The organism is Flavobacterium sp. (assembly GCF_004295795.1).
In the GTDB taxonomy this organism is placed as follows: Bacteria; Bacteroidota; Bacteroidia; order Flavobacteriales; family Flavobacteriaceae; genus Flavobacterium.
In genome coordinates this window covers 166,269-189,907 of sequence record NZ_SEBR01000003.1, presented here as the reverse complement: position 1 = coordinate 189,907, position 23,639 = coordinate 166,269, and the positions used below count along the sequence as shown (strand labels likewise).

Here is a 23,639-nt window from a genome sequence, read left to right as displayed (position 1 = left end):
CGCCAAAATCGATTTCGCTACCTTTGGCCAAACCTCTATCGACTACCAAATGAAAAAAACAGTACTTGGTTTCCTTGTGATTTTGATTTGCGGATTCGCGTCTGCGCAACAACTGAAATCGCCTAACGGAAACTTCACGATGCAGTTCTCGCTTGCTCAAGGCGGCGTTCCGACGTACAAACTCGATTACAAGGGAAAAGCGGTCGTGAAAACCAGCAAACTTGGGCTTGAACTCAAAAAAGACGATAAGTCCTTGCTAAATGATTTCGTTGTCACGGATACAAAAACGGCCACATTCGACGAAAGTTGGAAGCCGGTTTGGGGCGAAGTGAAAGCGATCAGAAATCATTACAATGAACTTGCGGTGACGTTGAACCAAAACGGGACGAACCGCTCGATCGTCGTGCGATTCCGCCTTTTTGACGAAGGACTTGGTTTCCGATACGAATTTCCGCAGCAAAAAAACCTCACCTATTTCGTAATCAAAGAGGAAAAAACCGAATTCGCGATGACGGGCGACCACACGGCATTTTGGATTCCGGGCGATTACGACACTCAGGAATACGATTACACGACTTCGAAATTGTCTGAAATCGAGGCTTTGATGAAAAAGTCGGTTACGGCAAATTTGTCCCAGACTTCATTCTCGAATACGGGCGTGCAAACGTCTTTGATGATGAAATCTGCCAACGGGCTTTACATCAACCTTCACGAAGCGGCGCTGATCAATTATTCGTGCATGCACCTGAATCTCGATCCGAAGACTTTCACGTTCACGTCTTGGCTCACGCCCGATGCGAAAGGCGACAAAGGTTATATGCAAGCGCCATGCGTTTCGCCTTGGAGAACGATCATTGCCAGCGATGATGCTCGCGATATCTTGTCGTCCAAAATCACTCTGAACCTTAACGAACCTTGTAAAATCGACGATACTTCCTGGATCCATCCTGTGAAATACGTTGGCGTTTGGTGGGAAATGATCACCAATAAATCGACTTGGGCTTACACCGACGACGTTCCGACAGTGGAACTTGGCGTAACCGATTTCAAGAAACTCAAACCAAACGGAAAACACGGCGCAAACAACGCCAACGTGCGCAAATACATCGACTTTGCCGCGCTTCACGGTTTCGACGGTGTTCTGGTCGAAGGTTGGAACGAGGGTTGGGAAGATTGGTTTGGACATTCGAAAGACTACGTTTTCGACTTTGTGTCGGCTTATCCCGATTTTGACGTGAAAGCTTTGCACGAATACGCCAAGTCGAAAGGTGTCAAAATGATCATGCACCACGAGACTTCTTCATCTGTCAGAAATTACGAAAGACACATGGACAAGGCCTACCAATTCATGAAAGACAATGGTTATGACGCGGTGAAATCTGGTTATGTGGGCGATATTTTGCCGCGTGGCGAGAATCATTACAGCCAGTGGATCATCAACCATTACCAATACGCGATCGAAAAAGCCGCCGATTACAAGATCATGGTCAATGCTCACGAAGCAGTTCGTCCGACTGGAATTTGCCGAACTTATCCGAACCTTATCGGAAACGAAGCTGCTCGAGGAACGGAATACCAATCTTTCGGCGGATCAAAACCGAATCACGTGACCTTGTTGCCATTCATGCGTCTTTTGGGCGGTCCGATGGATTATACTCCGGGGATTTTCGAAATGGATCTCACGAAGTTGAATCCGGACAATCACTCACACGTAAACGCCACGATCGCCAACCAACTTGCGCTTTACGTGACGCTTTACTCGCCTTTGCAAATGGCCGCCGATTTACCTGAAAACTACAACCGATTCCTTGACGCGTTCCAGTTTATAAAGGATGTCGCCATCGATTGGGACGAATCGAAATACCTTGAGGCCGAACCCGGACAGTATATTTCCGTGGCCCGTAAAGCCAAAGACAAACAGGATTGGTTTGTGGGAAGCGTTGGTGGAAACGATCCCAGAACCTCCAAAATCGACTTTTCTTTCCTCGAGAAAGGAAAATCTTATGTCGCGACGATTTACGCCGATGGAAAAGACGCGCATTACAAGACAAATCCGCAAGCTTATGCAATTCGCAAAGTGCTTGTGACGAACAAGTCGAAATTGAGCCAATGGGTTGCTGCCGGCGGCGGATACGCGATTTCTGTCGTTCCTGCCACGTCTGAAAATTCAAAAGGCTTGAAAAAACTTTAAATCTGGACAGATGAAAAAACACCTTATCGTTCTCATTTTGGCCTTGAGTGCATTTTTGTCTGTTTCTTCTTTCGCACAAAAAGCCAGCGACAAGGAAGCCAAGATCAAGATGCTCAAGGATTTCTACACGGAATATATCACCGCAAGCGCCAAAGAACCGAGCGACCAAAAGGAAATCGACGCGATAAAAAAGAAATATTGCACAGCGAAATTTCTTAAGGAACTCGATGCGAAACTGGCTTCGGGCGAACTCGATTACGACATTTTCGTGAGCGCTCAGGATTATGATGTCGAATGGCTAAAGTCATTGAAAATCGAGTCTGCCGCAACTTTCAATGTTTTTCGTGTGACTTACGATATGGGTTACGAAGACGATCAGGCTTTGATCAGGCCGGTCGTTACCAAAGAAAAAGGAAAATTCAAGATCGATAACATCAAAACCGATTGATCTGATTGCCTCTTCAACTTGAAGGGGCTTTTTTTTTGGCCGATTTGGAGCGATTTTTACGATATCCAGTTCAAAAAAGCCAAAAATTTCCACACCAAATTCACATCAGATTTCCCTAACATTTCTTAAACGACAAAACAATCCGGCAAGCGTTTCGTACCTTGATACCAAACAAATCCCATGTCAGAAAATTGTTGCGATTCCCACCAAAACGGCCATGCGAAACCAGCTGAAGATCACGGACACGACCATGATCACGGAAGCGATTCGGGTTGGAAAAGCCATTGGCGATTGCTTGTTGCGCTCGCGATTTTGGCGATAATGCTTACGTTGGAATACGGTTTTCAAGTTGTCCCCAAATTTCCTATCAACCTCATTATTTTTTCGATCGCCTACCTGCTCGCGGGTTATGAAGTGCTTTACCTCGCCTACAGAAAAGCGCTCCGACTCGATTTTTTCAACGAATTCTTCCTGATGAGCGTGGCCACGATCGGTGCTTTTGCGATTGGCGAATATTCCGAAGGCGTCGCGGTAATGATCTTTTATTCGATTGGCGAATGGTTTCAGGACGCGGCCGTGAATCGCGCCAAACGCAGCATCAAAGCACTTTTGGACATTCGGCCAGAAACGGTAACTGTCATACGAAATGGACATGCAGTCGAAGTTAGTCCGAATGTGGTTTTAATTGGCGAAACCATCCGAGTGAAACCAGGCGAAAAAGTCGCGTTGGACGGAGAATTGTTGTCTCAAAAATCGGCTTTCAATACTTCGGCCTTGACCGGAGAAAGCAAACCCGACACGAAATCGAAAGGTGAAAAAGTGTTTGCGGGTTCGATCAATCTAAACACGGTTTCCGAGATAAAAGTCACCGCCAAATTCGCCGATTCCAAACTCAGTAAAATACTCGAAATGGTTCAGGACGCGACCGCTAGAAAGTCGCAAACGCAGCTTTTCATCAGCAAATTCGCGAACATCTACACGCCTATCGTTTTCGCTTTGGCGCTTCTGGTTTGCCTTTTGCCGTATTTTTTCGTGCAAGATTATGGGTTTCGCGAGTGGTTTTATCGCAGCTTGGTTTTCCTCGTGATCAGTTGTCCTTGTGCGCTCGTAGTGTCGATTCCGCTTGGTTATTTTGGTGGAATCGGATTGGCTTCGCGAAACGGGATCTTGTTCAAAGGCTCGAATTTTCTCGACGTCATGACGCAAATCGACACGGTCGTGATGGACAAAACCGGAACGTTGACCGAAGGCGTTTTCAAAGTACAAAAAATTGTTTCGGACGGACTTTCAGAATCGGAACTTCTGCAGAAAACCGCCGCTCTGGAAAGTCATTCGACGCATCCGATCGCTTCGGCAATCGTCGAAAAGGCCGATTCTTCTTTTCGGAATATTTCGGTTTCTGATGTCGAAGAGATCGCTGGGCACGGTTTGAAAGGCAAAATCGCTTCGGACGAAATCCTCGTCGGAAACACCAAATTGCTGCGAAGATTCGGGATCGATTATCCGACAACAGTAGACAATATTGTATTTACGGCTGTCGTGGTTGCGATCGACAAAAAATACGCCGGACACATCGTGATTGCCGACCAGATAAAATCGGACGCAAAAATCGCAATCGGGAAATTGCACAAACTTGGACTAAAAACCGTGATGCTTTCGGGCGACAAGGAAAACGTTGCGCAGGAAGTTGCGCGCGAAATTGGAATCGATCTGGTTTTTGGGAATTTGCTGCCTGAAGGAAAAGTCGAAAAAGTGCAGCAACTCAAAGACCAAAACCGCAAGATCGCTTTTGTGGGCGATGGCTTGAACGACGCGCCTGTCGTGGCTTTGGCCGACGCGGGAATCGCGATGGGCGGACTTGGAAGCGATGCCACGATAGAAACCGCCGACATCGTCATCCAGAACGATCAACCTTCGAAAATCGTATCGGCAATCAGGATTGGAAAAATCACCAAAAAGGTCGTTTGGCAGAATATAATCCTGGCGATGTCAGTCAAAATCGCGGTGTTGGCATTGGGCGCGGGCGGCGTCGCAAACCTGTGGGAAGCCGTGATTGCCGATGTTGGCGTGGCTTTGCTATCAGTCCTGAATGCGGTGCGCATCCAAAACATGAAAATCGACTGACAGAACCTGACAGAACAACTGACAATCAAGGCTTCGGCACTGAAATTGACTATTGGAAACCGAGAAAAAATCTCACAACTCAATTAAAATTCTTACGATGCTAAAGTGGCTGGATGTTATCAAATTTGCGAGTCAGGGCAATCCAAAACCGGACAAAATCGTTGAAAAACCAGAGTCTGAATGGGCGAAAATCCTCACGGACGAACAATTTCGCGTAACCCGTGAAAAAGGAACGGAACGCGCATTTTCATCAGAAATGTGCTCCTATTTCGAACCCGGAATCTATTCTTGCGTTTGCTGTAAAACCCCGTTATTCGACAGTGGCGAAAAGTTTGAAAGCGGAACCGGTTGGCCGTCATTTACGCAACCTTTGAAAGAAAATGCCGTCGCTTATCACAAGGACAGTTCTTTTGGAATGGTGCGTATCGAGGCGCTTTGCAACACTTGCCAGGCGCATTTGGGACACGTTTTTCCCGACGGTCCGGCGCCGAGCGGTTTGCGATATTGCATGAACGCCGTAGCACTTGAAAAACAGGAATCAGCGTTGCGAAAAGCGACTTTCGGTGGCGGCTGTTTTTGGTGTACCGAAGCGGTTTTCCAACAGTTGAAAGGCGTCGAGAAAGTCGAAAGCGGCTACACCGGCGGACAAATCGACAATCCGACGTATCGCGAGGTTTGCAGCGGGAAAACCGGTCACGCCGAAGTGATTGAAGTGACTTACGATCCGAATGTGATTTCGTTCGACGATTTGCTGCGGATTCATTTGGTGACGCACGATCCGACGAGTTTGAACCGTCAAGGCGCCGACGTCGGGACGCAATATCGCAGCGTGATTTACTACAGAAATGACGAGGAAAAGGCAATCGTGGAAACTGTCGTGGCCGAACTTCAGGAACCATACGAAAACAAAATCGTGACCGAGATCGCGCCTTTGGACCATTTTTTCAAAGCCGAAGAATACCATCAGAATTATTACAATCGCAATTCCCAGGAAGGTTATTGCCAGGCGGTGATCAATCCGAAGTTGAAGAAATTCAAGGCTTTGTTCGCCGATAAGATGAAAGACGCGGCATCGGCTTGATGAAAACGGTTGGATTTGGAGGCGGTTGCCATTGGTGTACCGAAGCGGTTTTTTCTTCGTTGAAAGGCGTTTCGAACGTGCGCCAAGGCTGGATTTCTTCAGAGTTTCCGAACGATGCGTTTTCTGAAGCGATCTTGTTTGATTTCAATTTGCAGGAAATCGATTTGGAGACTTTGATCGCGATTCATTTGTACACGCATTCGAGCACTTCGGATCATACTATGCGCCGGAAATATCGCTCGGCGGTTTACTTTCCGGATTCGGAGATCGAGAATTCGGCGAAAGTCGCTTTGGAAAATCTGCAACCCGATTTCGAGAAACCTTTGGTTACGCAAGTTTTGGCGCTTTCTGATTTCAGATTGAACATTGAAGAACAGCTCAATTATTATTACAGCGACCGGACGCGGCCTTTCTGCGAGGTTTATATCAATCCGAAGTTGGCTTTGTTGAGGCAGAAGTTTTCACGCAATATCGACTTTGGGAAGTTGGGTGATTTGGCTGTTTGAATTCGGACGAAAAAAATCGGATTCTACTTTTACAGACCTCAAAGGTTTTATGACCTTCGAGGTCTTTTTTTTGGAAAAGTTCCAGGCGGGAAAATCCTGATCTTGTAACAAAGATTTCCCGTGTGAAACCTGCGTTAGGGATGGTGCTATTGTTTGAGCTCTTTTGCGTTTCGGATGCTTGTCGTCTGCCGATTTTTTGTTGCAAAAAGCGAGTAGCTCCAGCCCGACGGCGGCTCCGCGACTTCGCTCGAGGTCAAAAAGTGATTTGAAATGTATCGTTCTTATTGACTTCGCCGCCGGAACGCCCAAATCCAAAATAGCGTAAAATGAAAAAAGCTTCCCAAATAGAGAAGCTTTAGTACCCGGGGCCGCAAACTTGAAAAAAGTTTGAGCCCGATATTTTCCAGAACTCAAAATGGCGTAAAATGAAAAAAGCTTCCAATAAGGAAGCTTTAGTACCCGGGGCCGCAAACTTGAAAAAAGTTTGAGCCCGATATTTTCCAGAACGAAAAATGGTGTAAAATGAAAAAAGCTTCCAATAAGGAAGCTTTAGTACCCGGGGCCGGGCTCGAACCGGCACGGTTTCCCACAGGTGTTTGAGACCAGCGCGTCTACCAATTCCGCCACCCGGGCATTTGATCTGGCATAACCGTTTCGTGGGTGCAAATGTAAAACTTTTTCTTTATCTGCAAACAAAATTTACATGAATTTATTCTTTCAGCATCGGATTTAATTTCTAAATTTGCACACCGTTTACGAAACGGTCACACAACTAACTACTTAACAACACAATAAACGATGTCGCATCACGAGCCGGAAGCCAAAATTTTCGCGTGTACGAACAGCACCTACCTGGCCGAGAGAATCGCCGACGCATATGGCGCAAAACTCGGAAAGGTCACGTTCTCTGAATATAGCGACGGTGAATTTCAGCCGTCTTTTGAAGAATCGATCCGCGGGATTCGCGTGTTTTTGGTTTGTTCGACTTTTCCGAGTGCGGACAATCTGATGGAGCTTTTGCTTATGATTGATGCTGCCAAAAGAGCATCGGCACGGCACATCACGGCCGTCATTCCTTATTTTGGATGGGCGCGCCAGGACAGAAAAGACAAACCGCGCGTTCCGATAGGCGCCAAGCTCGTAGCCAAGTTGCTCGAGACCGCCGGAGCGACGCGCATCATGACAATGGACTTGCACGCCGACCAGATTCAGGGTTTCTTTGAAAAACCGGTCGACCACTTGTTCGCCTCGACGATCTTCCTTCCTTATGTGAAGAGCTTGAATCTCGAGAATTTGACGATTGCGTCTCCTGATATGGGCGGTTCCAAAAGAGCTTACGCGTATTCGAAGTTTTTGGAATCGGATGTCGTGATCTGTTACAAACAGCGCAAGGCCGCCAATGTGATCGAATCGATGGAACTCATCGGGGAAGTCAAAGGCCGAAACGTGATTTTGGTAGACGATATGATCGATACGGGTGGAACGCTTGCGAAAGCCGCCGACCTCATGATCGAAAAAGGCGCTTTGAGTGTTCGCGCCATCTGTACGCACGCTATCCTTTCGGGTGCGGCTTACGAGAAAATCGAAAACTCTAAATTGACCGAATTGATCGTCACCGATTCGATTCCGTTAAAGAAACAGTCGCCCAAAATCAAAGTCGTGACTTGCGCAAGCCTGTTCGCCGACGTGATGAAAATGGTTCAGGAGAACCGTTCGATAAGCGGCAAATTTGTAATGTAAATTTTTTTATCAACTATAATTTTTTATCAATGAAATCGATTACGATTAAAGGATCAGAAAGAGAAAACGTAGGCAAGGTTTCGACCAAGTCGCTACGTGATGCTGGGATGGTTCCGTGTGTAGTTTACGGCGGCGACAAACCAGTTCATTTCTCGGCAGAAGAGAAGTCATTCAAAAACTTGGTTTACACTCCGAACGCGCACACAGTAGTGCTCGACCTTGGTGGAAAATCAATCAACGCAATCCTTCAGGATATCCAGTTTCACCCAACAAGCGACAAAATCCTTCACATCGACTTCTTCGAATTGAACGAGAAGAAAGAGATCACGATGGAAGTTCCGGTAAAAATCACAGGAACGTCTCCAGGTGTACTTGGCGGTGGTGTTTTGCGTCTTAACACTCGTAAATTGAAAGTGAAAGCACTTCCTGCCGATCTTCCTGATTACGTGTCTGCTGACATCTCAGAACTTCAAATGGGTAACAAATTGTATGTAACGAAACTTGTTTCTGACAAGTACAAATTGATCCACCCAGACAACACTGTCGTTGCTCAAGTACGTATTTCTCGTGCGGCTATGAAAGCTGCTCAGGAAGCTGCGAAAGCTGCGAAAGCTCCTGCAAAAGGGAAGAAAAAGTAATTCGTCTAAGGTTAGATGTCGAAAGTCTTTTGATTTTGGATGTTGTACTTCACGAAAACTTAATATTGGAAAGCCTCGTCGAAAGATGGGGCTTTTTTTTGGGAGGAATTTTGGGAGTTTGCGTGTGGTATTTTCGGGAGATGCCGTTTCGCAAGAGAGACGTGATGCAATCGGGAACTTTTTGACTGGCGGATTTTCTGAAGTCAGATCGCCAACGATTGATTCTCCGTTTCTCAGGTATTTGGCACTCAGGTACTCTCAAAAACTTTAAGATTTTTTACAGATTTTCTGTATCCGGATGTTGGCTTATGACCCTAAATTTAGGGCGGGTGGTGGTGGTAATTTTTGCCGTTGTTTTTTAGAAGCCAATCCCGCTGACCCGCTTTTAGCTTTCTTGAAACCGCCTGGTTTTGCAAGGTTTGGCGAGAGCTTCCTGCGGTCGCTTCACCAAACCTGCAAAACCAAGGCGTTTTCTTCAAAAGGCTAACCGCTTGCATCGGGGCTATTTCGTTCGTTGTTCGTTGTTCGACGTTCGTTGTCAAAATTAGTTTCCAAATTTGTCGTTTTCGAGAAGTCTGTGACTTCGAGAATTGTGTGAGAAAGTCTGTGACTTTCAAACTTGGGATCCGGATTTTGGAATTTGGGATTTTCAGGAGTATTTTTGCCCCATGAACTGGTTTTCCAATCTCTTTAAATCGCCTCCAAAACCCGAATTTGATTCTATGAAGAAGTACCTAATAGCCGGCCTGGGCAACATTGGCGCCGAATACGTGAACACACGCCACAACATCGGTTTCAAGGTCTTGGATTTCTTGGCAAGAAAAGAAGGCTTGTCGTTCGAAACAGCCAAACTCGGAGCTGTCGCCGAATACAACTTCAAAGGAAGAAAGTTCATTCTGCTGAAACCAAACACCTACATGAACCTCAGCGGAAAAGCCGTCCAGTATTGGATGCAAAAGGAAAATATTCCGCTCGAGAACGTTTTGGTCATTACAGACGATCTGAACTTGCCGTTCGGGACAATCCGCGTCAAGCCAAAAGGAAGTGATGGCGGACACAACGGACTCAAAAACATCAATCTGGTCTTGAACACGCAAAATTACACGCGTTTTCGTTTCGGGATTTCCGATGAATTCAAAAAAGGCCAACAAGTGAATTACGTGCTTGGAGATTGGTCGCCCGAAGAAGAAGCGAAACTTCCGGAACGCCTGGAATTGTCCGCCGAAATCATCCGATCGTTCGCGACAGCCGGTTTGGAAAACACGATGACGGGTTTCAACGGAAAGTAAGCATCGGCGAAAGCCTAAACCGACTGCAGATATTTATCTCGAGAAAGCACGAACTCGTTCGATTCATCTGACAAATCCATTCTGAGCACAGATTTCATGGCATGCGTCAAATCCCAAAAACTGTCGGGTTTGACCAAAAATAAATTTGCGCCAAGCATTTTAGCCTTTTCGATCATCGCCTCGTCGTTCGAAGTCGTGAACATCACAACAGGCAAATCGCTTTTAGAATACTTGCTCCGAATGATTTCCAAAATCTCGAATCCGTTGCGTTTTGGCATGTTGATGTCAAGAAAAATCATCGACGGCTCGCCCAAATGTTCCTCGATTTCATCTCCGCTGTAAAACACTTCGAATTCCTGTTTGAGGTCTTCCATGGCTTGGGCAAAAAGCAAAAGGTCATCTGGATCGTCGTCGGCAAAAAATATCTTGTTCATGGTTTTCTATTTCCATCAAAGATATTTTCAGTAAAGTCCAAACACGTTATACCATCGCGCGCGGGCGTTGCATTTTAAACCTGTCTGGAAAATCGCGCCCGAAAGCCTAATTGATGACCGAGCGATATTGCTTTCGGTATTCCGAGGCGTTCTTTCCGGTCAATTCCTTGAAAGTCTTGTTGAAATAACTGAAGTTGTTGAATCCGCTTTCATAACAGATTTCGGTAATGCCTATTTGTTTTTCGGCCAAGAGTTTGGAAGCGTGAACGACGCGATATTCGTTGACGAACCGTGTAAAGGTCTTGTTGGTGACTTTTTTGAAATAGCGGCAAAACGACGGCACTGTCATGCTGACCAAATCGGCTATTTCCTCGAGGGAAATCTGTTTTTGGAAATTGTCCTTGACGTGATTGAAAACCATGTTGATCCGGTCGTTGTCCTGAACCTGGGTTTCGACCGCGAATCCTTCGGCATTCAATATCTTGGTGTCTTTCGACAGATGAAGCTCGTTCAGGATCGACAGCATAGCCATCAAACGCTCGAACTGCGGCAAGTGTTGCATCGCCTCGATTCTTGTGCCGACTTTTTGCATCGTTTCGCGTCCGAAGGCGATTCCGGCTTTGGCTTCGTCAAACAAAACGCCGATGTTCTTGATTTCGGGCAAATCCATAAAAGCACTTCCTAGAAAATCAGGTTTCATCTGAATTACCGTTTCATTGCGGTTTCCGGTCTTGTCGTCGGTGAATCCGCAATGCGGTAAATTACTTCCGATAAGGATCAAATCACCATCGTTATAATAGGAAACGTGGCTTCCGATTTGGCGCTTGCCCGATCCGCCGTTTACATAGACCAACTCGATTTCGGGATGATAATGCCACACGTGAGATTTCGCGTTCGCCTTCTCGTCGAAACGGGAATAGTAGAACGAGCTTCCAAACGATGGCTCTATGACTTCGAGTGCGGGTTTCATATGACAAAATTATTCACTTCTCAAATAGGTCTTCTGTGCAAAATTACCAATAAACTGAACAAAATTACCATTTAACTTTAAGTTAACGCACCCACAGGACAATCTAGTACACAAATCGGAACATTGACTGCTAACATCGGCTTGACCTTACCACTAATTTTACATCGTGAAATAGAAGTTTAACCTAAAATCTTATCACTATGAAAAATGTAATGAAGTTCGGTTTGGTAATGGCAATGTTGTTCGGAATGGCATTTTCGGCATTTGCCAACACAAAAGATTTCTCGCTTCGCATCACTAAAGCGGCGGGAAAAACGGTAAGCTTTTCTCTTGCTGAAGCAAAAAACGTAACGCTTTCGATATATGGTCAAAATGAAGGAATTCTGTTTCAGGAAACCTTTATGTCAGATGGACATTTGTCGAGAACTTATGACCTAAATGCTTTTCCCGTTGGAAATTACACACTTGAGACAGAATCGGCGACGGAAGTAACCCGTTACGAAATCGCGGTTGACGCTAATTCGGCGAGAATCGTGGACGAAGTGAAAGCTGTCGTGAAAAAACCGATGGTCGTCAAAAAAGCGAACGAGCGCGTGACCTTGAGTATTATCAACGTTGAAAAAACTCCGGTTAAGATCGCAATCATCGACGAAAGCGGAATCGAGATCTACAATGAAACTTTCCCTGCTGAATTGAGTTTGACCAAAGCGTTCAACTTCGGAAACGTCGTATACGGAAACTACACTTTCGTGACGCAATACAGCAACAAAACTTTTACCGATTCGATCAAAGTCGGAAACTAATCCAACCTTAAAAGTCAGCAACAAAAAACCCTCCGGAATCTGGAGGGTTTTTTATTTTATGTCATTTCTTGATTAGCTTGTCAGACTTGAGCAGCTTTCCGTTCGCATCGAAAATCCTTAGAAAGTAAATGCCTTGTTCAAAGTTCTCTAACGGAATTGCCGTTTCTGATTTTTCGAGGTCAGCTGTTTTGCGGAGTTGCCCGTTGCTACTGTAGATCTCGACTTTCCCCAACTCCATATTGTCCGATTTTATCACGAAAAATTTATCTGCCGGATTCGGATAGACCGAAATTCCAAAGTTCGAGGTATTTGTTTTCGTACCAAGAAGCGACGCCCTCGGCCCTTCCAAAGTCGCTCGCGCCACAATTTTTTGGTCGTCGGTGAACATTCCCATCGCTTCGTCGTTCACGTAGTCCATGAAGTTCATGAACATGGCGCCGTTCTCGTCAGGAGCGCACATATTGCTGTTTTCGGGATAGGTCGGAACGCCGTAATGCGGATCGTTTATCGATGGCGTGTCGCTGATTTGATCGTCGTTTGCCAGTTCTCCGCAAGAAGAACCGTCTTCGCCCCAAGGATGCGAAAGTCCTAAATAATGACCCAATTCGTGAACCACAGTACGGCCTTTGTTGAAAGGCGCGATGGCCGAACCATTGCATCCGAAGGCTTTGTAGGAAATCACCAACCCGTCATAAGGCATTCCCGCGGCGGCTGGCGGTGTTCCGAAACCGAGGTATCCGAAAGTCTGGAAGCGTCCGATCCAGACGTTGAGATAAACCGAAGTGTCCCAAGCCTGTTCGCCTGCCGTGGTATAATATTGTGATTCGAGATCGAAATTTTCCGAAACCTGCTTGCGCGTGATTCCGTTTGTAGGTTGTCCGTTTGGACCTGACGTCGCTTTCACGAATTTGATTTCAAGGTCAGCGGCTTGGTTTTGGAAAGCTAGTGGAACGACGTCTCCGAAATCGGCATTAGTCTTGCGGAAATCAGCATTCATGGACGCCAACTGCGAATGGATTTGAGAATCCGAAACATTCTGGGAATTGTTCTTGTACAAAACGTGAAAGACGACCGGAATCGTGATCACTGAGTTTGTGGTGCTTGTAAAACCACTTTTATTGGACGTGGAACGAGCGTTTTTCAAGTAGGTTTTGATCGCTTGGTCACGTGCTGCGAACTCGGGATCGTGGGATAACTGTGCGACGCGATCGGTCGTTCCGCAATGGCGTTGAGCCGACACGGACATTAGGATAAACGCGCTTAAAAGAGTAAATAATTTCTTCATATTCAATTATCTGAAGCAAAATTATTACAATTAAATCGCGGGTAATCATTTAATCGACTATTGACCAGAACAATCGATGTAAACGAAAAAGGAGGCACTTGGCCTCCTTTCATCGACAATATTTTGTAAGATTACTCTACAACAATACGCTTCACGGTCTTTTGTGCACCGTTTTGTACAGTGACGAGATAGATTCCCGCTTGTACTGAAGGCAGTTGAAGGTTCTCTTCAAAAATTCCGGCAGCCGGATAAGTCTTGTTATAAATCTTACGGCCTTGTATGTCATGTACGTTGATCGCCACATCGTTGCTTCCGTTAGGCGTGAACTTCACGTTGAATGCACCTTTGTTCGGGTTCGGGTACAACGCAAAATCATTCAATTCGAAATTGTCTGTAGACAACTGAGCCGTTGTGGTGCTCGAACAAATCTTCACAGAGAAAGTGTTCAAAGTTCCATTGAAGTTAGTGTTCAAATCGGCAACTGCCAATCGCCAAGTTCCCGCAGACAATGTACCGTTGAATTGGGAAAGATACTCCTGAGGCTGGTAGAAACCTGTTCCGTTAGAGATTGTTCCGCAAGCGTAAGTTTGAGAACTGTCATCGAATGTAGTGTTCATACCTGCCGTGATCACCGTTCCGCAATCCTGCATGTAAAGCATTCTGATATCGCCAACCGTAGGAGCAGCTACAGGAGGAATCAATCCGATGTAAAGATCGTTGATTCGCTGGTGCGTGATGTTTACCATGACATCCAGATCACTGATCGTCACGCTCTCACCTGCCGGAACAACAACCTGTCCAACGATTGCCCAAGCTGGGTTTGTCGAAGAACCTGTAATAGCAGTAGCGGGCGAGGTCGTGTAAGTGTTGCAAGTGTTTTGGGTCGTAACGTTGTATCCGATCGCGAAAGACGGCGACAAAGCGTAGTAAATATTTCCAACCGCTTCTACCATGATGCGACAGTAAGGTGCGGCGATGTTCGGAACTGTAATGGCTTCAGATCCGTCGTTCGAGGTATTGGCTACCAAAGTTGAGAAGCTCTGCCCGCCATCTGTAGAAATCAGGATGTTCACGTTGGCTGTGTTTATGCCGTTCGCCGTTGTTCCGGCTACATTCCAAGTAATTGTCTTGGATGTGTTTTGCGTCCAAGTCTCGTTGGCTACGTTCGGGTAAGTGACTGCAAAAGGACCTGCTGTTCCGTTAACGCTGACAACCATAGCATCTGTATTAGTTTGCGGACCTGTCGGATTGCTGTCTCTTCCTGTCAAGGTAAAGTTAAGCGTTCGGGCTACGCTGGAAACGGTTTCCCATCTGTTGTACAAATTTCCGCTCAACACCGTTTGGAAATTCGGCATATATCGATTCGGACTTGTCGAAGGATTCACACTTCTGAAATTCGGACCTGATACTTTTGTCGCAGATGGCAAACTCGAAGCTCCGATCAATCCCGCAGTAGAATCGTCGTTTTGCTCCCAAGTGTAAGTAATCGCGTCTTGCTGTGCATCGGAACCCGTTCCTTTCAAAATGAAGGCAGTTCCTTTTGGGATCGTGAAATCCGCGCCAGCGTTGATAGTTGGCGGTGTATTGGCGACAGCCGTGCTCACGGGACAAGTTTTCATTGCCATATTGTTCTGGATCTGCAAAATGCTTCTGTAAGTGAAGTAAGGGTCTGAATGATCCTGGACATTAGCTCTAACCGGAGAAACAATTCCGGCGTAACCCATGATCGTAGAACCGCTTCCTGGCTCAACATTTACTCCTGAACCTTCGTATGCGCTGGAGAATGTGTGATTGGCTCCCAATTGGTGGCCGATTTCGTGAACAACGTAATCTACGTCGAAATTGTCCCCGGAAGGAATTCCGTCCGCAGGTGACGTATAACCGCTTCCCTTATTTTTATCTGTCAATGAAGTCGAGTCGTCCACGCAAACGCATCCGATACAACCCGCATTCCCGCCTCCGCCACTAGCACCAAAAAGGTGACCGATGTCGTATCCTGCGTTTCCGATAAGATTCGTCAAAGTGTTCTGAAGTTCTGTATTCCAAGCGCCGCCGGCACCCGCCGTAGCAGCAGAATAAGGATCTGTGGCCGCATTCGGGAAAACAAGAATATCATTGTTGGCGATCAGGTTCAAGTGGATAGCCAAATCTTTCTCCAAAATACCATTCACGCGCGCCATCGTGTTGTTCATAGCTGCGACTGCGTTGGCAACACCGCCGAAATAAACCGTGTATTCTCCTGTACAGGAAAGCGCCAGACGCATAGTCTTGAAAGACTGGTTGTTCGAAAGCGCTGTAGCAGCAGATCTACCCAACTCTTGGGTAAGCGCGACGTCGTCCGTTGAACACGTCCAAGGAAGTTCCGAACGCTTGCGGCTTGCAGAATCAACAAGTTCGTAAACGGCGTGGTCTTTTGTGTAAGGTTGTATGAATTCCGAAGAGCTATCGGCACGTAGCGTCATAGTCTGGATTCCTATTGGAGAAACCGACAAGTTCAAAGAAGCCGTCGGATCAGTAATACCTTTTCCTAGGTATGAGCGAATTTCAGGAAACTTGGCCTGGAGTTCTGGCGCGAAGTTCGAATTTTCCCAAACGAGGAAGCTTTCCATTTGGCCAGCGGCGTTCGGAATTGAAATCTGCACGCCCGCCTGACCTGAGAATCTGTCTGAAGCGGAAGCCAGCGAGGCTTGTACTTGATCTTGGTTGACTTGGTAAAGACGTTGGTTTTCAGCTCTGTCTCCGGTGCGAACTTTTTCACGTCCGGCAAGCTTTTCCGTCCCGACCTTTTGCCATGATGAACCTTTCTGCGCGGTCATAGAACCAATCGAAAGTACCATCGCGAAGAATAGTAACGTTTTTTTCATTATAGTTTAAATTTTGCCAAATGTATCGGTTTTTTGTCAGATTCAAAACATTATTGCTGCTGTTTGACCAACAGAACATCAAGGATTTGTGTTAAATATCGGATACAAAAAAGCCGACTTTGAAAAGCCGGCTTTTGAGTATGTAGATTGACCTAATTATTGGATAACGATCTTTCTGACTTCTTTTTGGTCACCTTCCTGAACCGTCACTACGTAAACACCTGCCTGAACATTGTTCAACTGGATGTTTTGGGCGAAGAATCCGGAATTTCCGTATTTGCGATCATAAACCTGACGGCCTCTGATATCGTGAACGGCAACATTCACATCACCCGATCCTTTAGGAGCGAACTGAACCGTGAAGTTTCCGGCGTTAGGGTTTGGATAAAGAGCAAAATCCGTCAAACCGAATTGCTGAGTACCGAGTGTCGCCACTTCTGTACAAACCTGGATTTGCCAAGAATTCAGCGTTCCTGTATCTCCGCTCCAAGAATCTCTAACCTCCAACTTGTAAGTTCCGTTTACCGGCAATCCGTTGAATACGTTAAGTGGTTGGTAAGGAGCATAAGTTCCTGTTACCGCGCTTCCTCCAGCTCCACAAACGATGTTTGGAGATCCGTCGTTCAAAGTTACGTTGTAAGCACCTGAAGCTTGGTTACACTGACGGAACAAAAGGATTGAGCTCGTAGTGTTGTTCGGGTGAACCAATTTCGCCTCAACATCCCACATGTAAGTGTGAGTCGCTGCAACGACTACGTTCACATCGCTGATCGTAGTTCCGCCATCTGCAATGTTGATTGTAGATGTAGCCGTAGGTCCGAATGTATTTGCGGCAGCTCCATCAGGAATTGGCAAAGCAGTCGTGTTTGAGTAAGTATTACAAGTTGTGGCAACCGTGTACCCGACAGCGAATCTAGGAGAAACTGCGTAGAAGATATTTCCGGCAGCTTCAACCAAGATGCGACAGTTTGCAGAATATACAGCCGGAAGCAAAATAGCCTGTGTTCCGTCGTTTGGCGTGTTAGCAGCAAGAGTTGTCCAAGTTACACCTCCGTCAGATGAAAACAAGATGTTCACATTTGCAGTGTTTACGTTGTTTGCAGTTGTTCCGGCAACGTTCCAGGTCACTGTTTGACCCGAACCTGGCAACCAACTCGTGTTCAGTGCCGGTGCTGTTACCGTGAATGGTCCAGCAGTTCCGTTTACGGTTACAACCATTGCATCAGTTTGTGTCTGTCCACCGCCGCCACCTGCATTGATGTTGTTCCATGCAGTAAGTGTGAAGTTCAATGTACGGGCAACTGTTGAAACAGCTTCCCAAGTATTGCTTGTAGTTCCGCTAAGGACTGTCGCGAAGTTTGGCATATAACGAACCGGAGTTCCCGTTGGAGGAAGCGAACGGAAGTTTGGCCCCTGGATTTTTGTTCCGGCAGGGAAACTGGCCGTAGCGTTTACAGTGGTCGCATCGTCATTCTGTTCCCAAGCGTAAGTCAAGTTACCAGTTCCTGAACCGGTTCCTGTCAATTTGAAAGCAGTTCCTTTCGGAATCGTGTAATCCAAACCAGCATTTACCGTAGGCGCCGGAGTTGTCACGGGCACAGATACCGGACAAGTCTTCAGGTTCAGGTTCGTTTGGATCTGAAGGATACTTCTGTAAGTGAAATAGTCGTCAGAGTGCGCCTGAACGTCTGTAGCTCCTGTGATACCCGCGTAGCCCATGATTGTAGAACCACTTCCTGGCTCAACATTCACAGCATTGTTTTCTGCACTGTGAGAAAAAGTGTGGTTCGCTCCCAATTGGTGTCCCATTTCGTGGGCAACATAATCGATGTCGAAGAAATCTCCTTGCGGAATTCCATCGGCCGGAGACGTGATACCTCTTCCTTTTGTTCCGTCATTACAAACGCAGCCGATACAACCAGCGTTACCACCACCACCATTTGCACCAAACAAGTGTCCGATGTCGTAGTTAGCCTCGCCAACGTTGGCCGTAAGTGCAGTTTGCAACTGTGCGTTCCAGTCGTCAATACCGTTTCCTGTATTGTAAGCAGTGTAAGGATCTGTCGCAGCGTTAGTGTAAATTACGGCCGAACTTCCTGCAACAAGGTTCAGGTGCAAAGCAAGATCTGTCTCGAAAACACCGTTTACACGTGTCATGGTAGCGTTGATTCCGGCAAGAGCGCCAGCTACAGTTCCGCCGTAGAAAGTCGTGTATTCGCCGTTTGTAGACATTGCCAAACGCATTGTCTTGTATACGCCGTTGTTAGAAAGCGCGACGTTTGAGTTTCTTCCCAATTCTTCAGTAAGCGCCACATCATCGGTCTTACAAACCAATGGAAGACGTCCCGGACGGTTGTCGGAAGATTCAAAGATCACATAAACCGAAGCATCTTTCGTAAGAGGCTCGATGAATTCTGTTTTGTCAGCGCGTCTCACCATAGTCTGAACGCCAAGTGGGCTAAGACTAAAGTGGATTGTAGCCGTAGGATCTGTAATACCTTTACCTACATAAGCGCGAATGTCAGGATATTGCGCCTGCAATTCAGGTTCAAAGTTCGAGTTTTCCCAAACGCTGAAGCTTTCGATAGCACCATTTCTATTCGGGAATTGGAGTACAACACCAGCATTGCCCGAATTGCGGTTAGCCGTCGCAGCCAACTTCTGTTTCAACAAGCCTACATTGACCTGATAAAGGTTTTGTTCTTCGGAAGCAGCAGCCTGCCGAACTCGTTCCAAGCCAGCAGCTTTTGAAGCCGCGACTTTAGTCCATGACTCGCCTTTTTGAGCGCTCACTTGCCCAATAGTTGCCGCCAAAGCTAGAAAAAGTAGTGATTTTTTCATTTGATAGTAATTACGGTATTCAGGCAAAAATAGCATTTTATTCGATTTAGAAAAGTAATCGCAGTGGTTTTTGCAAGTGTTTAAGCAGAATCAATGCATTTTTTTCATTTTGTGTTCTAAAAAATACTTAAGGCATTGTTTCAAAATCGAACTCCCGTTACATTTGTATCAAACAATCGGCTTTGAAAATTTTCAACTCCATACAGGATTTTTCCCCAATTGGAAAAACAATACTCACATTAGGCACTTTCGACGGCGTGCACGTCGGACACAAAAAAATCATTGCCAGGCTTTTACAGACGGCGAAAGAAGAAGATTGCGAAAGCGCCATTCTCACGTTTTTCCCGCATCCGCGCATGGTTTTGCAGTCTGATTCCGATATCCGGCTTTTGAACACGATCGAGGAAAAGGCCGAATTGCTCGCGGAAATCGGACTCGATAACCTCGTGATCCATCCGTTTGACAAGGCTTTCTCGCGTTTGACTGCCGAAGAATTCGTGAAATCGGTTTTGGTCGAGCAGTGCAAGATAGAAAAGATCATCATCGGGCACGATCACCGCTTCGGACGCAACAGAACAGCGACAATAGACGATTTGATCGAATACGGAAACCTTTACGGCTTCGGCGTTGAACAACTTTCTGCCCAAGAAGTGGACGAAGTTTCGGTAAGCTCGACCAAGATCCGTGAAGCGCTCAACAACGGTGACATGAAAAAGGCCAACGAATATCTGGGTTACGAGTACTTCCTGACCGCGAAAGTCGTGAAAGGCCGCCAACTCGGGCGAACGATCGGTTTTCCTACGGCGAATCTGGACGTTAGCGCATCGTACAAATTGATTCCGAAACAAGGCGTTTACGTGGCAAAAGCTACGATTGACGGAAAGGAATACCGCGGCATGATGAACATCGGGACAAACCCGACCGTAGACGGACAAGATTTGTCGGTGGAAGTCAATTTTCTCGATTTTGAAGGCGATCTTTACGGAAGAGAACTCAAAGTTTCGATTTTACACAGACTTCGGGATGAGGAAAAATTCGGTTCGCTCGACATTCTCAAAGCCGAAATCGCAAAAGACAGACTCGCCACGATCGCTTATTTTGAAAGCCTATGAGTTTTTCGGATAAATTATATCGGCCGATAGACAATTCACCACTGATCGCGTTCCGTATTTTCTTTGGATTCTTGCTTTTCGCGGAATCCATCGGAGCGATTTTCACGGGTTGGGTAAAATCGGTCTTCATCGAACCCGAATTCACTTTTTCGCACATCGGACTCGAATGGCTGCAACCGCTTCCGGGCCTCGGGATGTATTTTTACTTCGTGGTCATGGGCATTTTCGGGCTTTTGGTCATGCTCGGTTATCGGTACAAAATCTCGCTGGCCGCATTCACGATCATGTGGGCCGCGGTCTATTTCATGCAGAAAGAATCGTACAACAACCACTATTATTTACTGCTTTTGGTCTGTATGATAATGTGGACTTTACCCGCAAACCGATTCGCCTCTTTGGACGTAAAACGCGATCCTTCGCTAAGACAACTCACGATGCCGCAGTGGATTTCGTGGGCGATGATCTTTCAGATGGCGATCGTTTATTTTTTCGCCACGGTTTCCAAACTCACGCCAGACTGGGTCGACGGAACATTCATAAAACTCTTGCTGGGCGGAACCGATCACTTGCCGTTCGCCGAAAACCTGTTCGCTCAACATTGGTTCCATTTGTTCATCGCTTGGTCCGGAATGCTTTTTGACTTTATCGTGATTCCGCTGTTTTTGTGGAAGCGCACGCGTACTGTGGCTTTCGTGTGTTCGATTGTCTTCCATATCTTCAATTCGATCGTTTTGCAGATTGGGATTTTCCCGTTTTTCGCGCTGAGTTTCATCGTGTTTTTTTATCCGCCGGACAAGATTCGCCGGGTTTTCTTCAGACGCAAGCCGATGGCCGATCTTTCCGTAGGAATTCCGCGTCAGACGGCACTTATCCACTATGTTTTCATTCCGTATTTCATCCTGCAGATTTTACTTCCACTAAGGCATTTCACGATCAAAGGCGACGTGCTTTGGACAGAAGAAGGCCATAGATTGAGCTGGCGGATGATGTTGCGACAGCGTTTCGGCTATATCCAATTCGAGGTCGTGGACAAAAAGACGCAACAACAAACCTATTATTCGCTCCAGAAACTGACCAGCAAACAGCAGCATTTGGTGGCGACCAAACCGGACGCGATCTGGCAAATGGCGCAACGCATCAAAAAAGAATACGCCGACAAAGGTCAGGACGTTGCGATTTACGCCAAGGGAAAGGTTGGCGTGAACGATTCCGGCTACCACGAACTCGTCAATCCCAAAGCCGATCTTGCCATAGCCAAATGGGATTATTTTTGGCACAACGACTGGATTTTGCTCTATGACGACGACTGGAAACTCTTAAAATGAGGCATTTGCGACTTTCCTATTAAAATTATATTAAAGTCGTGTCCTCACTGATAAATCCGCAGTTTTTTAGTTAAATTTGATAGACACCATCACAACAATTTGTCTAACCAAACCGGTGTCAATCCCGGATTTCTAAAAAACCATAACCATGAAATTCACCAGAGAACTGCTAAACGGTTTCATCATTTTCGCTGGAATCGGCATTTATTTCGTCATTCTGGAACTCCTAGGATTTTCAGACGTATTCTGGCTTCGCATCCTGAACATTCTCTTCGTCGCTTATGGCGTCAACAGAACCATACAAGGCAATTTCAACGAAGGTATTCGCGGCTACAACACGAATTTACTTTCGGCCGTTGTCACTTCGATGATCGGCGCGGCTTTGAGTATCGCCAGTCTTTTGGCCTACATCACTTTCAAAGGTGGAGAACCGTATCTTAAAAATCTGGCCGACAACTTTATTTTTGGCGGAGGCGATTTGACGATCCAACAGTATTGCATAGGGTTATTGTTCGAGTCTTCGGCTGCCTCACTTGTCGTTTCTTTCTGTCTGATGCAATATTGGAAGGACAAAGTGGAAGTCATCAACAGAGTCGACTGAAAACAGAATATAATGAACTGGCCTGCAATTCAGGGTTTTGCCTTGATTGCAGGCTTTTTTGTTGGCCGAAGCTTCCTATTTGGAAAGCGTCTGCGCAGTACTTAAATAAGAATTTCCTACTTTTGAAGTTTTCAAAATCAGGCCTTATGACCCAAACCAGACACGATTGGACGAAGGAAGAAATCATCGCCCTTTACAATAAGCCTTTGATGGACTTGCTGTACGAAGCAGCTTCCATCCACCGCGAACAACACGATCCCAACGTCGTTCAAGTATCCACGCTTTTGTCTATCAAAACAGGCGGTTGCCCCGAAGATTGCGGCTATTGCCCGCAAGCGGCTCGTTATCACACGGGCGTCGAAGGCAACGACCTCATGACCGTAAATCACGTGAAAGCTCAGGCATTGCGTGCCAAAGCCAGCGGCTCATCTCGGGTTTGCATGGGCGCGGCTTGGAGAAACGTAAAAGACGGCCCGGAGTTCGATCAGGTTCTGGAAATGGTGCGCACGATAAACAAACTCGATATGGAAGTTTGCTGCACACTCGGAATGTTGACCGAAAACCAGGCGCATCGTTTGGCCGAAGCCGGTTTGTATGCCTACAACCACAACCTCGACACCTCAGAAGATTACTATAAGGAAGTCATTTCGACACGCGGTTTCGAAGACCGTCTCCAAACTATCGAAAACGTGCGCAAGACGAATGTGACGGTTTGTTCCGGAGGAATTATCGGAATGGGAGAAAGCGTCGCCGACAGGGCCGGAATGCTCGTGGCCTTATCGACTTTGAATCCGCAACCGGAATCTGTTCCTATCAACGCTTTGGTCGCAGTCGAAGGAACTCCGATGGAAGACGAAAAGCCGGTAGAAATCTGGGAAATGATCAGAATGGTCGCCACGACGAGAATCGTGATGCCGGAAACCCAAGTACGACTTTCTGCGGGAAGAACCGGAATGTCACGCGAAGGCCAAGCCATGTGTTTCTTCGCTGGAGCGAATTCCATTTTCGCCGGAGACAAACTCTTGACGACTCCAAATCCCGACGTGAACGAAGACATGAAAATGTTCGAGATGCTCGGACTCATCCCACAAAAACCATTTACCAAAAAAGTACAGCCGCAAACTGTCGAGGCGCAAGATTCAGAGTTCGAATCTTTGGGCGAAAAGCCAAGATGGACACGACCTGGCCACTCCATCGAACGCAATCTCGAAGCATCCGGAAAGAAATTGGTTTAAGATACAAGCTCTCATTAATGGGAGCTTTTTTGTTTATACATCTGGATTCCGACCAAAATCGACCCCGAATCCGACCGCTATTTTTGTGAAAAGTTTAGCAACGACCCGATTTTACAATTCGGTAACACTCGCTAACTTTAGTAGTGCATTTC

18 protein-coding genes and 1 tRNA gene are annotated in these 23,639 nt (G+C 46.5%); 13 read left to right on the top strand and 6 right to left on the bottom strand.

The genetic code is table 11. The features are described from left to right. Nucleotides 1-49: 49 nt before the first annotated feature. From EOO49_RS03205 to EOO49_RS03185, 5 genes are all read left to right on the top strand, one after another. Nucleotides 50-2,191 carry a glycoside hydrolase family 97 protein gene (locus tag EOO49_RS03205; RefSeq protein ID WP_290842661.1) on the top strand — a complete coding sequence of 714 codons (2,142 nt, stop codon included), beginning with the start codon at nucleotides 50-52 and terminating at the stop codon, nucleotides 2,189-2,191. A gap of 10 nt (nucleotides 2,192-2,201) precedes the next feature. Next, nucleotides 2,202-2,639, top strand: a complete 438-nt coding sequence (locus tag EOO49_RS03200) for a DUF3828 domain-containing protein (protein ID WP_290842659.1) — start codon at nucleotides 2,202-2,204, stop codon at nucleotides 2,637-2,639. Nucleotides 2,640-2,819: 180 nt separating this feature from the next. Further along, nucleotides 2,820-4,763 (top strand): heavy metal translocating P-type ATPase, encoded by a 1,944-nt coding sequence (locus EOO49_RS03195; RefSeq protein WP_290842657.1) that lies wholly within the window; start codon nucleotides 2,820-2,822, stop codon nucleotides 4,761-4,763. 97 nt (nucleotides 4,764-4,860) lie between these two features. Continuing rightward, nucleotides 4,861-5,844, top strand: a complete 984-nt coding sequence (locus EOO49_RS03190; RefSeq protein WP_290842655.1) for a bifunctional methionine sulfoxide reductase B/A protein — start codon at nucleotides 4,861-4,863, stop codon at nucleotides 5,842-5,844. Continuing rightward, nucleotides 5,844-6,350: a peptide-methionine (S)-S-oxide reductase gene (locus EOO49_RS03185; protein ID WP_290842654.1), complete on the top strand. Its 507-nt coding sequence runs from the start codon at nucleotides 5,844-5,846 to the stop codon at nucleotides 6,348-6,350. Before EOO49_RS03190 ends, EOO49_RS03185 begins: the two co-directional genes overlap by 1 nt. A gap of 553 nt (nucleotides 6,351-6,903) precedes the next feature. Here the strand turns inward: EOO49_RS03185 and EOO49_RS03180 are convergent. After that, a tRNA-Leu gene (locus EOO49_RS03180) sits at nucleotides 6,904-6,983 on the bottom strand. Nucleotides 6,984-7,148: 165 nt separating this feature from the next. Between EOO49_RS03180 and EOO49_RS03175 the strand changes: the two genes are divergently transcribed. The 3 genes from EOO49_RS03175 (at nucleotide 7,149) to pth (ending at nucleotide 10,017) form a co-directional block, all read left to right on the top strand. After that, nucleotides 7,149-8,090: a ribose-phosphate pyrophosphokinase gene (locus tag EOO49_RS03175; RefSeq protein ID WP_290842652.1), complete on the top strand. Its 942-nt coding sequence runs from the start codon at nucleotides 7,149-7,151 to the stop codon at nucleotides 8,088-8,090. A 29-nt stretch (nucleotides 8,091-8,119) separates the two neighbouring features. Beyond that, nucleotides 8,120-8,728, top strand: coding sequence for a 50S ribosomal protein L25/general stress protein Ctc (locus EOO49_RS03170; RefSeq protein WP_290842650.1), 609 nt, complete (start codon nucleotides 8,120-8,122; stop codon nucleotides 8,726-8,728). A gap of 668 nt (nucleotides 8,729-9,396) precedes the next feature. Continuing rightward, complete coding sequence (gene pth / locus EOO49_RS03165; protein ID WP_290842648.1) at nucleotides 9,397-10,017, top strand: aminoacyl-tRNA hydrolase; 621 nt, start codon at nucleotides 9,397-9,399, stop codon at nucleotides 10,015-10,017. Between the two features lie 14 nt (nucleotides 10,018-10,031). Here the strand turns inward: pth and EOO49_RS03160 are convergent, their stop codons facing one another. Both EOO49_RS03160 and EOO49_RS03155 read right to left on the bottom strand, forming a co-directional pair. Beyond that, nucleotides 10,032-10,451 carry a response regulator gene (locus EOO49_RS03160; RefSeq protein WP_290842645.1) on the bottom strand — a complete coding sequence of 140 codons (420 nt, stop codon included), beginning with the start codon at nucleotides 10,449-10,451 and terminating at the stop codon, nucleotides 10,032-10,034. Between the two features lie 106 nt (nucleotides 10,452-10,557). Beyond that, the gene (locus EOO49_RS03155; protein WP_290842643.1) at nucleotides 10,558-11,421 is read right to left on the bottom strand and encodes an AraC family transcriptional regulator; all 864 of its coding nucleotides are present in this window, start codon (nucleotides 11,419-11,421) and stop codon (nucleotides 10,558-10,560) included. A gap of 200 nt (nucleotides 11,422-11,621) precedes the next feature. On the opposite strand from EOO49_RS03155, the gene EOO49_RS03150 reads away from it, so the two are divergent. Continuing rightward, complete coding sequence (locus EOO49_RS03150; protein ID WP_290842641.1) at nucleotides 11,622-12,224, top strand: hypothetical protein; 603 nt, start codon at nucleotides 11,622-11,624, stop codon at nucleotides 12,222-12,224. Between the two features lie 61 nt (nucleotides 12,225-12,285). Here the strand turns inward: EOO49_RS03150 and EOO49_RS03145 are convergent, their stop codons facing one another. From EOO49_RS03145 to EOO49_RS03135, 3 genes are all read right to left on the bottom strand, one after another. Further along, nucleotides 12,286-13,311 carry a zinc-dependent metalloprotease gene (locus EOO49_RS03145; RefSeq protein ID WP_290842639.1) on the bottom strand — a complete coding sequence of 342 codons (1,026 nt, stop codon included), beginning with the start codon at nucleotides 13,309-13,311 and terminating at the stop codon, nucleotides 12,286-12,288. A gap of 329 nt (nucleotides 13,312-13,640) precedes the next feature. After that, entirely contained in the window at nucleotides 13,641-16,373 is a 2,733-nt protein-coding gene (locus EOO49_RS03140; protein WP_290842637.1) for a reprolysin-like metallopeptidase, read from the bottom strand. A gap of 156 nt (nucleotides 16,374-16,529) precedes the next feature. Further along, on the bottom strand, nucleotides 16,530-19,214 hold the full coding sequence (locus EOO49_RS03135; RefSeq protein WP_290842635.1) for a reprolysin-like metallopeptidase: 2,685 nt from the start codon (nucleotides 19,212-19,214) through the stop codon (nucleotides 16,530-16,532). 182 nt (nucleotides 19,215-19,396) lie between these two features. Here EOO49_RS03135 and EOO49_RS03130 point away from each other — a divergent pair, with 182 nt between their 5' ends. The 4 genes from EOO49_RS03130 (at nucleotide 19,397) to bioB (ending at nucleotide 23,487) form a co-directional block, all read left to right on the top strand. Next, nucleotides 19,397-20,326 carry a bifunctional riboflavin kinase/FAD synthetase gene (locus EOO49_RS03130; RefSeq protein WP_290842633.1) on the top strand — a complete coding sequence of 310 codons (930 nt, stop codon included), beginning with the start codon at nucleotides 19,397-19,399 and terminating at the stop codon, nucleotides 20,324-20,326. Next, entirely contained in the window at nucleotides 20,323-21,651 is a 1,329-nt protein-coding gene (locus EOO49_RS03125; protein WP_290842631.1) for an HTTM domain-containing protein, read from the top strand. The genes EOO49_RS03130 and EOO49_RS03125 overlap by 4 nt, the downstream gene beginning before the upstream one ends. Nucleotides 21,652-21,799: 148 nt before the next feature. Further along, a complete protein-coding gene (locus EOO49_RS03120) occupies nucleotides 21,800-22,252 on the top strand; it encodes a hypothetical protein (RefSeq protein ID WP_290842629.1) in 453 nt (150 codons plus the stop codon). Nucleotides 22,253-22,398: 146 nt separating this feature from the next. Beyond that, nucleotides 22,399-23,487 (top strand): biotin synthase BioB, encoded by a 1,089-nt coding sequence (gene bioB / locus EOO49_RS03115; RefSeq protein ID WP_290842627.1) that lies wholly within the window; start codon nucleotides 22,399-22,401, stop codon nucleotides 23,485-23,487. The last annotated feature ends 152 nt before the right edge of the window (nucleotides 23,488-23,639 follow it).